Source organism: Nocardiopsis sp. TNDT3 (assembly GCF_003427465.1).
GTDB classification, from domain to species: Bacteria; Actinomycetota; Actinomycetes; order Streptosporangiales; family Streptosporangiaceae; genus Nocardiopsis; species Nocardiopsis dassonvillei.
Window position 1 is genome coordinate 1 of sequence record NZ_QPFC01000129.1, and the last position, 14009, is coordinate 14009.

At 73.5% G+C, this 14009-nt stretch carries 11 protein-coding genes; 6 read left to right on the forward strand and 5 right to left on the reverse strand.

Features of this window, described 5'->3' with window-relative positions; translation table 11 throughout:
• Positions 1–44 precede the first annotated feature (44 nt).
• The 4 genes from DQW06_RS03625 to DQW06_RS03640 all read right to left on the reverse strand — a co-directional run bounded on the left by DQW06_RS03625 (position 45) and on the right by DQW06_RS03640 (position 6138).
• On the reverse strand, positions 45–2609 hold the full coding sequence (locus DQW06_RS03625) for an MMPL family transporter (protein WP_013152168.1): 2565 nt from the start codon (positions 2607–2609) through the stop codon (positions 45–47).
• Between the two features lie 42 nt (positions 2610–2651).
• The gene (locus DQW06_RS03630; protein WP_117197959.1) at positions 2652–3314 is read right to left on the reverse strand and encodes a TetR/AcrR family transcriptional regulator; all 663 of its coding nucleotides are present in this window, start codon (positions 3312–3314) and stop codon (positions 2652–2654) included.
• Between the two features lie 404 nt (positions 3315–3718).
• Entirely contained in the window at positions 3719–5380 is a 1662-nt protein-coding gene (locus DQW06_RS03635) for a hypothetical protein (RefSeq protein ID WP_117197960.1), read from the reverse strand.
• Complete coding sequence (locus DQW06_RS03640) at positions 5365–6138, reverse strand: ABC transporter ATP-binding protein (RefSeq protein ID WP_013152171.1); 774 nt, start codon at positions 6136–6138, stop codon at positions 5365–5367. Before DQW06_RS03640 ends, DQW06_RS03635 begins: the two co-directional genes overlap by 16 nt.
• A gap of 155 nt (positions 6139–6293) precedes the next feature.
• On the opposite strand from DQW06_RS03640, the gene DQW06_RS03645 reads away from it, so the two are divergent.
• The 5 genes from DQW06_RS03645 (at position 6294) to DQW06_RS03665 (ending at position 11590) form a co-directional block, all read left to right on the forward strand.
• The gene (locus DQW06_RS03645) at positions 6294–7562 is read left to right on the forward strand and encodes a histidine kinase (RefSeq protein WP_117197961.1); all 1269 of its coding nucleotides are present in this window, start codon (positions 6294–6296) and stop codon (positions 7560–7562) included.
• The gene (locus DQW06_RS03650; RefSeq protein ID WP_198662372.1) at positions 7562–8251 is read left to right on the forward strand and encodes a response regulator transcription factor; all 690 of its coding nucleotides are present in this window, start codon (positions 7562–7564) and stop codon (positions 8249–8251) included. Before DQW06_RS03645 ends, DQW06_RS03650 begins: the two co-directional genes overlap by 1 nt.
• Positions 8252–8345: 94 nt before the next feature.
• Positions 8346–8789, forward strand: coding sequence for a nitroreductase family deazaflavin-dependent oxidoreductase (locus tag DQW06_RS03655; RefSeq protein WP_013152174.1), 444 nt, complete (start codon positions 8346–8348; stop codon positions 8787–8789).
• Between the two features lie 438 nt (positions 8790–9227).
• A complete protein-coding gene (locus DQW06_RS03660) occupies positions 9228–9674 on the forward strand; it encodes a carboxymuconolactone decarboxylase family protein (RefSeq protein WP_013152176.1) in 447 nt (148 codons plus the stop codon).
• 122 nt (positions 9675–9796) lie between these two features.
• The gene (locus DQW06_RS03665; RefSeq protein WP_013152177.1) at positions 9797–11590 is read left to right on the forward strand and encodes a long-chain fatty acid--CoA ligase; all 1794 of its coding nucleotides are present in this window, start codon (positions 9797–9799) and stop codon (positions 11588–11590) included.
• 86 nt (positions 11591–11676) lie between these two features.
• On the opposite strand, the gene DQW06_RS03670 is transcribed toward DQW06_RS03665, so the two are convergent.
• On the reverse strand, positions 11677–12435 hold the full coding sequence (locus tag DQW06_RS03670; protein WP_013152178.1) for an IclR family transcriptional regulator: 759 nt from the start codon (positions 12433–12435) through the stop codon (positions 11677–11679).
• A gap of 205 nt (positions 12436–12640) precedes the next feature.
• On the opposite strand from DQW06_RS03670, the gene DQW06_RS03675 reads away from it, so the two are divergent.
• Positions 12641–13993: an NAD(P)-binding domain-containing protein gene (locus DQW06_RS03675; RefSeq protein WP_071621708.1), complete on the forward strand. Its 1353-nt coding sequence runs from the start codon at positions 12641–12643 to the stop codon at positions 13991–13993.
• Positions 13994–14009 lie beyond the last annotated feature (16 nt).

A 14009-nucleotide genomic window follows, 5' to 3' on the forward strand; every position in this document is an offset into this window, starting at 1 on the left:
GGGGGGGGCCCCCCCCCCCCCGGGGCCCCTGGAACGCGTGCGCCTCAGCGCCGCTCGGAGGACACCCGGTCCGTGTCGTCCTCCTTGCGGGAGGGCGAACCCGTGTCCCCGGCGGCCGACGCGTCGCCGGTGGTTCCGTCGCCGTCGGTGTCCCCGCCGGTCCCGGCCCCCTGCTCACGCGGGTGGCGGCGCTCCAGTGAGGCGCCCTCCACGTCGATGTCGGGCAGGATCCGGTCGAGCCAGCCGGGCAGCCACCACGCGGCGTTGCCCGCCAGGTGCATCAGCGCGGGGATCAGCGCCATGCGCACGACGAAGGCGTCGATGAGCACGCCGAAGGCGAGCGCGAAGCCGATCGAGCTGATCATGACGCTGTGCGAGAAGACGAATCCGCCGAACACCGAGATCATGATGATCGCGGCGGCGGTGACCACCGAGCGTCCGGCACGGAAGCCCTGCACCACGGCCAGCCGCGAGGGCGAACCGTGCACGTAGGCCTCGCGCATGCCCGTGCCGATGAAGAGCATGTAGTCCATGGCCAGGCCGAACAGGATCCCGACCAGCAGCGTCGGCAGGAAGTTCAGCACCGGTCCGGTGTTCTCCAGCCCGAAGAGGCCGCCCAGCCAGCCCCACTGGTAGACGGCCACCACGCCGCCCAGCGCGGCGAAGAAGGACAGGATGAACCCGAGCGTGGCCACGACCGGCACGAAGACCGACCGGAACACCAGCAGCAGGATCACCAGGGACAGGCCCACGACCACCGCGAGGTAGGTCGGCAGCGCGTCGCTCAGCGTCTCGGAGATGTCGATGTTGCCGCTGGCCATGCCCGCGACGCCCAGCGGACCGGTGCCCTCGATCGGCTCCATGTCGCGGAGGGTGTGCACGAGCTGTTCGGTGGAGGCGCTGGCCGGGCCCTCGACGGGCACGACCTGGAAGATGGCCAGGGTGTGGTCCTCGGAGACGCCGACGGGGGCCACCGCCGCCACGTCGTCGTGGGCGTAGATCTCCTCGGCGACCAGCGCCTGCTCCTCCTCGGCGTTGCGCTCCGCGGACTCCTCGTCGGGTCCGCCGGTCAGCTCGGCCACGACCAGGAGCGTGCCGTTCTGCCCCGCGCCGAAGTTCTCCTCCACGGCGGTGAAGGCCCGGTACTGGGTGGAGTCGGTGGGCTCGGAGGAGCCGTCGGGCATGCCCAGGCGCAGGTCCAGCGCGGGCAGGGCGACCACGCCCAGGGCGATCACGGCCACCGCGGCCTGGGCCAGCGCGCGGCCGGTCGACATCGGCTTGACCCGCTCCGCCTCGTGCGCGCCCCGGCCGGAGGCGGAGGCGCTCCCGGCGAGGCGGGCGCGCTCGCGGCGCGACAGGATGCGCGCGCCCACCAGCGACAGCAGCGCCGGAACGAGCGTGATCGCGATGAACACGGCGATGGCGATGGAGACGGCGGCCACGCTGCCCATCAGGCCCAGGAACCCGATCCCGGTCAGGTTCAGGCCCAGCAGCGCGATGAGCACGGTCGTGCCCGCGAAGACCACGGCGTTGCCCGCGGTCCCGTTGGCCAGGCCGATGGAGGAACCGACGTCGACGCCCTGCTTGAGCTGGCGGCGGTGCCGGTTGATGATGAACAGCGCGTAGTCGATACCGACGGCCAGGCCCAGCATCAGGCCCAGGATCGGTGTCACCGAGGCCATCTCCAGCACCCCGGACAGCGACATCGCGATCAGGGTGGCCACACCGACGCCGACGAGCGCGGTCAGGATCGGCAGGCCCGCGCCCACCAGGGTGCCCAGCATGACCACCAGGACCACGCCGGCCACGATCACGCCGATCACCTCGGCGGTGCTGACCAGGGAGGGCATGGTCATGGCCATGTCGTTGCCGAAGTCGACCGTGGTGCCGGGCACGGGGTCGCTCTCGAAGACCTCCATGACGGCGTCGCGGGTCTCCGGGGTGATCTCCGTCTGGCTGTCGGTGAAGGCGACGCGGACCAGGGCGGTGTCGCCGTCCTCGGAGACCGAGCGGATCTCGGAGGCCATCTCCAGCATGGCCTCGCCCCGCTCCAGCTCCTCCAGGCCCGCCTCCAGCTCCTCGCGGTTCTGGTCGATCACGACCTGTTCGGCGTCGAGCCCGGGGCCGGCCTGGTCGATCATCCCGGCGGCCTCGGCCTGCTCGCGGCCCGCGTCGAGCTCGGCCTGACCGGCTTCGAGCTCCTCCAGACCGCTCTCCAGCTCGTCGCGGCCCTCCTCCAGCTCCTGCTGCTGGTCGGCGCGCTGCTCCTCCGTGGCGAACGGGTCGATCACGTCCTCCACGCCGGAGAGCCCGGCGGCCTGCTCGGCCCGGTCGGCTATCGCCTCCCGCTGCTCCCGGGTGAAGTCCGAGCCGTCCTCGGTCTGGTAGACGACGGTGCCCGCGCCGCCGCCCATCCCGGAGAACTCCTGCGACAGGAGCTGTTCCACCTCGTCGGTGGGCGTCCCCGGGATGGAGAAGCTGTCCTCCAGCTCACCGGAGAAGAGGAAGAAGGCGGTGCCGGAGGCCACCAGGAGGGCCAGCCAGACCGCGATGACGGTTCGGGCGCGACGTGCGCACGCACGCCCGAGTCTGTAGAGAAATTCAGCCATGGTTCCTGCAAACGGAGTGGGTGGGAGGGAGCGCGTGTGCGCTCAGGAGGTGGGTGATCCGGCGTTCCCGTAGCCGTCACGGGTCACGGCGAGCATGCGGTCCAGCAGATCGGCCCAGACCCGGCGGGAGTCGTCGTTGTCGACCCCTCCGGTGGTCCGCTCCCAGCGCTGGACCGTGATCGCGCCGCCGCTGATGACCGCGCCGCACATGAGGTCGACCACGAGCGGGTCGGCGTGCGGGTGGCGGCGCGTCATGATGGCCGCCAGGCGGACGCTCAGGTCGTTGATGGCCCGCTCGAACAGCGCCGACTGGCTCGGGGCGGGTTCGTTCCCCTGCTGCCGGAGGAGGCGCTTGAGCCGGGTGATCGGGGTGACCAGGTCGGTCCGGCGGATCGCCGCCGCGAGCTCGTCGAACATGTTGCCCGCCCGGTCGCCGGTGACGGCGGGGAGGTTGGCCTCGATGCTGTCGACGAACGCCTCCAGCATCTCGCCGAACACCTCCAGGACGATGTCGTCCAGGGACCTGAAGTGGTTGAACACGGTCCTTCGGGAGACGTCGGCCCGTTCGGAGAGCTGGTCGACGGTGAAGCCGGTGTCCCCGCGTTCGGTCATCAGCGCGGAGGCCGCGTCCACGATGGCGCGGCGGTGGCGTGACTTCAGTGCCTCACGCCGGTCGCGTGGGGGCGGTTCGTGCTGATTGTCCACGTCTCCACATTACGGAGGTGGTTGCACAAAGTGCAACGAAGCACTGAGTGCACCCAGTCACACTCGGGGCGCGGGCTCCCGACAGCCATGAGGACGGCGGATGTCCGGGGAAGAGGCGGTGCCCCGTGGCGCCGCCAGGCGTCGAGCGCATCCGGTCGCACCCGTAATGCGGGCTCCCGTCAGCTACGGGGGTTGGCGGTGCGGTGTCCGGCGCCGCCGGGAGGAAGGGCCGAGTCGGTGGGGTGGGCGGCCGGTCCCGCCGGGGGCGGCCCTTTGACGGGAAGCCCTCGCCGTGGGGGAGCAGCTCGTCCCGCCGGTGGGAGGACGGTCCCGCCGGGCGCTGCCCGCGCACGTGGGAAGGCGGCCGCGCGGCCCCCGTCCCGGGTCGCACGGCCGCCGGCCCCTCAGGAGCCCGTGGGCTTGGTCTCGGAGTTGCCCTCGATGGCCGAGCGCTCCAGGAGGTCCAGCCAGCCGCCGCGCTCCGACACGGTCTGGAGCGCGACCTCCCGGCCGTAGCGGATCCGGGTGAAGGTCTCCGGTAGCCGGGCCTCCAACCTCCGGTAGGCGACGCGGCCCAGCAGCCAGGCCACGAACCCCCCGTTGAGCACACCCACCGGCACCGCCAGCCACGGCAGGCCCCACAGAGACAGGAACACGGCGGCCAGCACCGAGGGCGCGCACAGCACCGGCAGCGCCGCGAGCGCGATCCACACCTGCACCGTGTTGTCGCCGGAGTCGTTGGCGTCCACCCGCAGCTGCGGGTCCACGCCGGGGGAGAGCGCCACCACCGACAGCAGCAGCGCCAGCCCGCTGCCCACCCCGAAGAACGCCGCCAGCCCCGTGAGCACCAGCGGCCACGCCCAGTGGGCTCCGGCGGCCACGATGAACACCGCGCTCAGCACGGTCGCGGCAGGGGCGATCAGCAGCAGGATCGCGATCTGGCGGCCGCGCACGTCCGCGCGCAGCGTGTCCCGGTCCTGGCCGACCACCGACAGCCACAGCGCCGTGCCGTCGTGCCCGTACATGTTCGAGGTGGCCAGCGCCATGACGAAGGCCGCGATCACCCCCGCGAACGGGGAGAAGAACGCGTACAGGTCGGTGGGCCAGGCCAGCAGGCCCGTGAACAGCGCCGCCCACAGCGACGCCCGCAGCTCCAGGCCCCGCCACGGGTCGCGCCACCACTGGCGCAGCTCCCTGGCGACCACCGCGCCCAGGGGGGAGTCCGGCAGCAGCGCGAACGCCCGGCGCGTGAGCGCACCGCCCCCGGGGCCGCGGCGCCGCCGAACCCCGCGCGCCGCGACCCGGGGCGCCAGCAGCACGCAGGTCACCGTCACCATCGCCGCCGTGAGCAGGGCGAACCCGCCCAGCCAGGCCGCGGCCGCGGGCCAGGAACCGGCCGCGGCGGCCTGCACGGCCAGCACCGGCCACGAGGTCGGCAGCGCGGCCAGCACGGTGCCCACCACGCCCTCGCCCAGACCGTTCTCGCGCAGGCTCAGCGTCGCCTGGAACGCGGGCTGCACCGCGATCCACCCGAAGAAGAGTCCGGCCAGGATCAGCCCCCACTGCACCGACGCGATCTCCATGCCCAGCCGCGAGTGCATGGCCGCGCCCAGCGCCCGGAACACCAGCCGGGACAGCGTCACCACGAACACCCACAGCACCAGGACCCCCGGCACCGCCACCACCAGCGCGGACGGGTCCAGCGCCAGCGCGTGCCACACGAGCGCGCCCAGCGCCAGCAGAGTGACGGCGGGACCGACGTCCACGAACATCGTCACCAGCAGCAGGGCGCCCACCCGGCGCCGGTTCAGGGGCAGCAGCGCGAAGTACTGCGAGCGCAGCACACCCGTGCCGTTGGCGACGGTGGGGCCGAGCATCCAGCCCACCGCCCACACCGCGAACGCCAGGCAGAGCAGGTCCGCGCGCACGCCGTCCGAGGCCGCCGCCACCGCCAGGTACCAGGTCAGCGCGGTCCCGCCGACGACCAGGGCGATCCCGAACAGCCGCATCCCCGTCACCGAGTGCCGCAGCAGGGTGAACTTCAACCGGATCAGGAGGCCAGCCACGCCAGCTCACCCTCCTCCATCTCGCGTGCGCCCACCAGCCGCACGAAGGTGTCCTCCAGGGTGGTGTCCACGCCGCGCACCTCCTCCAGCGCCCCGTCGGCCAGTACCCGGCCGCGGGCGATGATGGCCACCCGGTCGGTGAGCTGCTCCACCAGCGCCATCACGTGGCTGGAGATCACCACCGTGCCGCCGCCGTCGGTGAACCTGCGCAGGATCGCGGTCAGCACCCGCGCCGAGACCGGATCCACGGCCTCGTAGGGCTCGTCCAGGACCAGGACCTCGGGCGCGTGCAGCAGCGCCGTGGCCAGCCCGATCTTCTTGCGCATGCCGGTGGAGTACTCCGCCACCAGCACCCCGTCCCCCTCGGCCCGGTCCAGCTCCAGCACCCGCAGCAGCTCCTCGGCGCGCGCCCGCGTCACCTCCCGGCCCAGCCCGCGCAGCTGCCCCCAGTAGTTCAGCAGTTCCCCGCCGGTCAGCCGCTCGGGCAGGGCCAGGCCGTCGGGCAGCACGCCGAGCAGGCGCTTGGCCCCGACCGGGTCCGCCCACACGTCCACGCCCAGCACCCGGGCCGTCCCGGCGTCGGGGCGCAGCAGCCCCACCGCCATGGACAGCGAGGTGGTCTTGCCCGCCCCGTTGGGGCCGACCAGCCCGAGCATGGCTCCCCGAGGCACGGACAGGCTCACGCCGTCCGCCGCCGTCGTGCCGTTGAAGACCTTGGTCAGCCCGTCCATCTCCAGGGCGGGCGCGTTCTCACTCATACCGCCACCCTCCCCGCGTTCCCGTTCCGGGCGCATCCGCCGAACGGTCACGGCCGCCTGTCCGGTCGGCCAGGTCCGCGCCGGTGCGGCGGCCCGTCGGCCGAGGCGGCGCGGGTGCGGCCGTCCTACTCTTGGCGTGAGGGAGGGGGAGCCACGTGGACACGACACCGGCCGCGGACGGCGGCACCGCGTCCGGCAGCGCGACCGGGGAGCGCCGGGGCCCGCGGGGATGGGCGGCGGACGCCCTGCTCTTCCTCGTCGCCGGGCTGGTGTGGGCCTACTACGTCCTGGCCTACAGCGTGGGCCTGCACCCGTACGTGCCCTCCTGGCTCGTCCTCCCGGACCTCGCCCTGGGCGCGGTCGGCTGCCTCGCGCTGTGGTGGCGCCGCGGCCACCCCCTGGGCGTGGCCGTCCTGCTGTGCCTGGTCCAGAGCGCGTCCAGTTCGGTGACCGCGGCCCTGGTCGTCGCCCTGTTCAACCTCGCCGTCCGCCGACCCTGGCGGCAGGCCGTGGTGACGGCGATGGCGAGCCTCATCCTGGGCCTGCCCTGGATCGTCATGGTCCCGCCCACCCGGGGCGACAGCGTCGTCGTCCTGATCATCGCCGCACTGCTCTTCACGGGCAGTATCGGCTGGGGTGTGGCCATCCGGACCCGGAGCCAGCTCATCGAGCGGCTGCGCGCGGACGTGCGGCGCGAACGCGAGGACCGGGGGCGGCGCCTGGCCGCCGCCCGGACCGAGGAGCGCCAGCGCATCGCCCGCGAGATGCACGACGTGGTCGCCCACCGCATGTCGCTGCTGTCGGTGCACGCCGGTGCGCTCGCCTACCGGACCGAGCGCGCGGAGCGGGGCGAGGCGCCGCCGCTGGAGAACGCCGAACTCGGCGCGGCCGTGCGCGTCATCCGCGACAACGCCCACCAGGCGCTGGAGGAACTGGGCGGCGTCCTGTCGGTGCTGCGCGCGGCCGACACCGCCCCGGGGGAGGAGGGCGACCACGCGGGCACCGCCGCGCCCCAGCCGCCCGCCCTGGCCGAGGTGACCCGTCTGGTGGAGGAGGCGGTCCGGGCGGGGCAGCGCGTGCGGTCCGTCCACGACGTTCCCGAAGGAGCCGAACCGCCCGGCCAGGTGCGCCGCACCGCCTACCGGCTGGTCCAGGAGGGGCTGACCAACACCCGCAAGCACGCGCCCGGGGCCCGGGTGGACGTGCGGATCAGCGGTGCCCCCGGTCGCGGCCTGGAGGTGTCGGTGGTCAACCCGCTGCCGGTGGGGGTGGCGCCCGCCGAGATCCCCGGGGCCGGGGCGGGCCTGACCGGCCTGTCCGAGCGGGTCGCCCTGGACGGCGGAACCCTGCGCCACGGGCCCGAGGGCGGGGAGTTCCGCCTGCTGGCCGCGCTGCCCTGGCCCGAGACGGCGGAGGTGTCATAGTGGTGCCCGTGAACACTCCCGTGCGCGTCCTGCTCGTGGACGACGACCCCCTCGTCCGCTCCGGTCTGCGGATCATGCTCAGCGGTGGCGGGGACATCGAGGTCGTGGGCGAGGCCGGGGACGGCGCCGAGGTGCCCGCGGCGGTGGCCGAGCACCGTCCCGACGTGGTGCTGATGGACGTGCGCATGCCCGGCACGGACGGGATCGCGGCGACCGAGGCGCTGCGCGGCGACGGGAGCGGGCCCCAGGTCCTGGTGCTCACCACCTTCGACGCCGACGCCACCGTGGTGCGGGCGCTGCGGGCCGGTGCCGCCGGGTACCTGCTCAAGCACACCGCGCCGGAGCGGATCGTGGAGGCGGTGCGCCGCGCGGCGGCGGGCGAGCCCGTGCTCTCGCCCAGCGTGGCCCGCGCGCTCATGGACCGGGTGGCCGGAACCGATCCGGTGGAGCGCACCGAGGCGCCCTCGCGACGCGAGCGAGCCCGGGATCGGCTGGCGCTGCTCACCGAACGCGAGCGCGAGGTGGCCGAGGCGGTGACCGCCGGGCTGTCCAACGCCGAGATCGCCGAGCGGCTGTACATGTCGATGGGCACCGTGAAGGCGCACGTGTCCAGCGCGCTGACCAAGCTGGACCTGTCCGGGAGGGTGCAGCTGGCGCTGCTCACCCACGACGCCCGCACCCCCGACTGACGTGGTACGGACGAGCTCCGCGGGGAAGTGATGTTGGCAGTGCTGTGGGCCAGTTCGGCCAGTCAGGACGAGCAACGACGAGGGAGACGATTCCATGCCGCTCGAAGGCGAGTACGAGCCGAGTCCGACGGAGTGGGTGCGCAACCAGGTTGAGCAGATCGAGCGGTCCGGCGGGAGGGAGGGGATGACCCTGCGCGGAATGCGGGTCATCCTGCTCACCACGCGCGGGGCCAAGAGCGGCAAGCTGCGCAAGACGCCGCTGATGCGGGTGGAGCACGAGGGGCGCTACGCCGTCGTCGCCTCGCTCGGCGGTGCGCCCAAGCACCCCGTCTGGTACTTCAACGTCCTCGCCGAGCCCCACGTGGAGCTGCGGGACGGGACCGTGAACCAGGACATGGTGGCCCGCGAGGTCACGGGCGAGGAGAAGGCGGTCTGGTGGGAGCGCGCGGTGGCGGCGTTCCCGGACTACGCCGACTACCAGAAGAAGACCGATCGCGAGATCCCGGTCTTCGTACTGGAGCCCGTCGCCGAGAAGTGACGCGTCTGGAGGGCGGACCGGTCGGGGAAGGCGCCCCGGCCGGTCCGTTCGTGGTGGGGGCGTTCGCGCTCACGCCAGCCCGTGGGGGCGGGGAGGGCGCGACCACACATCCCCAACCCTCAAAAGCGTGGAAACCAAGGCCTTATGAAAGCTGACGCGAGCGCCACCGCTTGAGGGTTGGTCTCAGGCCCCTCGGTTCGGTCGTCAGTCCGCGCTCTGTGTCCGCTGGCGAAACGGTGAAGCAGAAACAAGGGAAATTCTGTGCTCTGATGTCTCGGATTGGATTACGGAAAGCCGAAAACCACACGAAAATACCTTAACCCGGCCTTCCGTCTCCGGTTTCGACCTTGACCCCGCGGTGCCCGGACCCCGTTGGTAGCGTTGTGGTCCGGGTCCCGGCCGGGACGGTGAAGGTGTTCGACGAGGAGGGCGGCCCCCGTGGCGAGAGAACGCGTGATCTGGGCGAAGAAGCTTCCCGAGGTCTACGGCAAGCTGGACGAGATCGACAAGGTCATCTCCGGGCACCTGGACGGCGCCCTGCTGGAACTGGTCAAGCTGCGCGCCTCGGTGCTCAACGGGTGCTCCTTCTGCATCGACCTGCACACCCAGCGCGCCCTGGAGGCGGGGGAGTCCCAGCAGCGGCTCTTCCTGGTGTCCGCCTGGTACGAGGCCGGTGAGATCTTCACCGACGCCGAGCGGTCCGCTCTGGCGCTCACCGACGAGATCACCCGCCTGGGCGAGCACGGGGTGTCCGACGAGGTCTACGAGGGCGCCGCCGAGCACTTCGAGGACCAGGAACTGGCCGCGCTCATCGCCGGCATCGCCATGATGAACCTCTACAACCGGCTGGCCGTCACCAGCCACCTGCACCCGCGCAAGCGCTGAGCCCGCCCCGCTCCGGGCCGCCGGCCCCTCGGCGCCCGGAGCGGGCACCCGTTTCCTGGGTAGGGATGAGTGCGCCCGACCCCCGTCGGCCGTGCACGGAGATCCCGGACCCAGGAGCGCCCATGCCCCCCACCGGACGAACCCTTCCGAGCCTGCTCGCCCGCAACGCCGCCGACCGCCCCGACGCGCCCGCCCTGTCCTGGCGCGCGCCGGACGGCGGCGACTGGACCACCCTGACCTGGTCGCGGGTGCGCGACCGCGTCGCCGCGCTCGCCGAGGGCTACGCCGCCCTGGGAGTCGGACCCGGCGACCACGTCCTGCTCATGATGGGCAACCGCCCCGAGCACTGGCTGTCCGACCTCGCCCTCGTCCACGCGGGCGCCGTTCCCACCACGGTCTACGACACCGCCGCCTCCGAACAGGTCGCCCACGTCGCCCGGCACAGCCGCGCCCGCCTCGCCGTGGTGGGCGACACCGCGACCGCCACCGCGTGGGAGGGCCTGCTCGCCGACCCCGAGGTACCCCTCGCCGCGCTGGTCGTCGTGGACGGGGCCGACCCCGACCGCGGCCACACCGACTACGCCCTCCTGGAGAGCACCCCCGCCGGCACGGCCTTCGAACGCTGGCGCGACCTCACCCCCGACGACCTGCTCACCGTCGTCTACACCTCCGGGACCACCGGGGACCCCAAGGGCGTGGCCATCACGCACCGCGACATGCTCGCCAACGCCACCGCCCTGGACGCGGCCGTCGCCCTCCCCGAGCACCCCGACCACGTGTGCTACCTGCCCCTGGCCCACATCGCCGAACGCATGCTCGGCCTCTACCTGCCGGTCTTCCGCGCCTCCCACGTGTGGATGTGCGAAAGCCTCCGGGACCTGCCCGGGGTCCTGCGGCACGTGCGCCCGCCCCAGTTCTTCGGGGTTCCCCGCGTGTGGGAGAAGTTCGCCTCCGCCCTGCGCGCGGGGCTCGCCCGCATGCCCGAGGAGACACGCGCCGCCGTGGACGCGGCCACGGCCGTGGCCGCCGAGCACGTCGCCCACCGCGAACGCGGCGAGGAGGTGCCCGCCGAACTCGGGGAACGCTTCGAGCGGGCCCGGGCCGAGGTCCTGCTTCCCCTGTTGGCCCAGGTGGGCCTGGACCGGGTGGGCTGGGCATCCAGCGCCTCCGCGCCGATGCCGCTGGACGTGGTGCGGTTCTGGGCCGGGTTCGGGATCGTGGTCATGGACGCCTGGGGCCTCACCGAGTCCGTGGGCGTGGCCACCGTCAACAGCCCCGCCACCGGGTTCCGGCTGGGCTCGGTCGGCCGCCCCCTCGCGAGCGTGCGGGTGCGGGTGGCCGAGGACGGCGAGGTGTGGCTGCGGGGGGAGTCGGTCTTCGGCGGCTACCTCCAGCCGGACGGTTCGGTGCGCCCGGCCACCGACGCCGAGGGGTGGTTCGCCACCGGCGACGTCGGCCGCCTCGACGGGGACGGCTACCTGTGGATCACCGACCGCAAGAAGGAGCTCATCGTCACCTCCCAGGGCAAGAACGTCGCGCCCGCGCCGGTGGAGAACGCCCTCAAGGAGCACCCCATCGTCGGCCAGGCCTACGTGCACGGGGACCGCAGGCCCTACCTGGTGGCGCTGCTGGTACCCGACCGCGAGACGCTTCCGGTGTGGGCGGCGGCCCGGGGCATCGACACCGGCGGGGACTGGGAGGCGCTGGTCGCCCACCCCGAGGTGGCGGCGGAGGCCGAACGCGCGGTCGCGGCGGCCAACGCCCGGTTCAGCCGCGCGGAGGGTGTCAGGCGCCACCGGCTGCTTCCGGGCGAGTGGGGCCCGGACACCGGTGAGCTCACCCCCTCGCTCAAGCTCCGGCGCCGGGTCGTCCGGGAGCGCTACGCCGACGCCCTGGCGGAGCTGTACCGCGACTGACCCCGGGTCCGGTCAGTCGTCGTCCATGCCCGGAACCTATCCGGCCGGGACCCGAGCGCGGCCGCCCGCCCCCTGCGGGCGACGCCTCAGGCGCGCACCCCGATGGCGTTGGCGCCCCGTGACAGCTCGGGAAGCTGGGACAGCAGCTCCTCGGGGCTGGTCCTGTCACTGGTGGTCACCAGGTTGACGGCGCCCAGGGTCTCGCCCTCGGAGTCGTACAGCAGCCGGGTCAGGCTGAGGGCGCCGGGCTCCCGCTCGGACTCGGCGAGGTGGTAGCCGACCTCCCGGATCCGCTCGATCTGCGCCCGGAGGTCGGCGGCGTCCTGGGTTCTGCCCGAGGCCAGGCGCACCTCGGCGTGGTCGGCGAGGTAGGCGTCGAGCTCCTCGTCGTCCCAGTCGCTGAGCAGCACCTTGCCGCCGCCGATGTTGAGGGGCACCCTGCGCCCGATGGGGAACTGGTAGCGCAGCGGGTCGGCTCCGTCCACGCGCGCGATGAGGATGCGCTCCTGTCCCGAGCGCACGTAGACCGACGAGGTCAGACCGGTCGTGGCCGACAGTTCGGTGAGGATCGGCGTCGCGACGCTGCAGAGGCGGTCGTTGACGACGAAGGAGTGCGCCAGGGACAGCACCACCGGCCCGAGCGAGTAGCCCAGGCGCTCCTGCTGGACGTATCCGCGCCGTACGAGCTGGTTGACGGTGCGCTGCGTCGTGGCGAGGTGGAGCCCGCTCTCCCGCGCGATGTCGCTGAGCCGCAGGGGGCCGCGCGCCCGCTCCAGGCACTCCAGCACGTCCAGAGCCCGGTCCAGGGTGCGCCCCTGGTTGCCACCCCCAGCCGTCGCTCCCATCCGTGCCCTCGCCCGCCCTTCCGTCGTCGTTCGCCCTGTCCCGGGAGGGGGCCGATGTGCCCGTCCCCAAGGCGATGCGCGCATCGCCGCCCTCCCCTCAACGTAGCGGACGGGTTTCCGGCAGGTTGACACCGCGAAGCGTCGCAGGTCACACTCGCTATCAACAGGCAACAGAAACTATCACTCAATGATAGAGGGTGGGATTATGAAGGTCGCGGTGCTCGGGCTCGGAGAAGCCGGTGCCATCTACGCCGGCGCGTTCGCGGCCGCCGGTTGGCAGACCGTCGGCTACGACCCCTCGCCGGAGGCGCGGACGCCCGAGGGGGTGGCGCGGGCCGCCTCGACCGGCGAGGCGGTCGCCGACGCCGACCTGGTCCTCAGCCTCACCACGGCCGCGTACGCGGTGACCGCGGCCGAGGACGCACGGCCGGTGCTGCGCCGTGACGCGGTGTACGTGGACCTCAACGCCGCCGCCCCGGCGACCAAGACCGAGGTGGAGGCGGTCCTGGGGGAATCCGCCCAGGTCGTGGACGGTGCGATCATTGGTTCGGTGCTCAGGTACGGCGCCGAGGTCAACGTCCTGCTCTCCGGCCCCGCCTCCGGGGACGCCGCCCGGCTGCTCCGGGCGGTGGGCTCCGACGCCGAGCCCGTCGGCGGCGAGGTCGGGGCCGCGTCACGGCGCAAGCTGCTGCGCAGTGTCTTCATGAAGGGCCTGGGAGCCCTGATCACCGAGGCCGTGGACGCCGGGAGGGCCGCGGGGGAGGAGGCGTGGATGCGCACACAGGTCGCCGACGCGCTCGCCGACGGCACCTCCGCGCTGGAGCGCCTGGACAAGGGCACGCGCCTGCACGCCCTGCGCAGGGCGCACGAACTCCGCTCCAGCGTCGAACTCCTCGGTGAACTGGGCGTCGAGGCGCCGGTGAGCACCGGGGCCGCCGACCGCCACCTGTTCCTGGCGCGCTCGGGCGGGGAGGACGCGCGCGGGCTGGCCGACGCCTACGCCGGTGTCCCCACCGCAGCCATCGGCGACGGCCGCGACCGGCTCGGCTTCGTCTCCTCGCGGGTCCGCCCGGTCTGGCCCGGGGCGAGCGTCACCGGACGGGCGCTCACCGTCCTGACCCGCCCCGGCGACAACCGCGCCCTGCACCGGGCTCTGGCCCTCGCGCGGCCGGGGGACGTCCTGGTCGTGGACGGCGGGGGCGACACCTCACGCGCCCTGCTGGGCGAGCTCATCGCCGAACGCGCCCTCAACCGGGGCGTGCGCGGCATGGTGGTCGACGGCGCGGTCCGGGACGCCGACGAACTCCGCGACCTGGGCTTCCCCGTCTGGGCGGCCGGGATCTCGCCCGCCGGACCCTACAAGGACGGCCCCGGGCACGTGGGCCGGACGGTCTCGGTGGGCGGCGCGGTCTGCTCCACCGGGGACATCGTGGTCGCCGACGGCGACGGGGTGTTCTTCGTCCCCCGCCTGGAGGCGGAGCAGACCCTGCGCGCGGCCCGCGAGGTCGTCGCGGAGGAGGAGCGCCGCCGCGGCGCCATCCGGGCGGAACGCCGGTGAGCGCCCGCCCCGCCGG

What these genes read in the sequence shown, in the direction of transcription:
- DQW06_RS03675 (WP_071621708.1), top strand. Translation starts at nt 12,641, where the DNA reads ATGAAGGTCGCGGTGCTCGGGCTCGGAGAAGCCGGTGCCATCTACGCC.
- DQW06_RS03655 (WP_013152174.1), top strand. Translation starts at nt 8,346, where the DNA reads ATGCCGCTCGAAGGCGAGTACGAGCCGAGTCCGACGGAGTGGGTGCGC.
- DQW06_RS03625 (WP_013152168.1), bottom strand. Translation starts at nt 2,609, where the DNA reads ATGGCTGAATTTCTCTACAGACTCGGGCGTGCGTGCGCACGTCGCGCC.
- DQW06_RS03665 (WP_013152177.1), top strand. Translation starts at nt 9,797, where the DNA reads ATGCCCCCCACCGGACGAACCCTTCCGAGCCTGCTCGCCCGCAACGCC.
- DQW06_RS03670 (WP_013152178.1), bottom strand. Translation starts at nt 12,435, where the DNA reads ATGGGAGCGACGGCTGGGGGTGGCAACCAGGGGCGCACCCTGGACCGG.
- DQW06_RS03640 (WP_013152171.1), bottom strand. Translation starts at nt 6,138, where the DNA reads ATGAGTGAGAACGCGCCCGCCCTGGAGATGGACGGGCTGACCAAGGTC.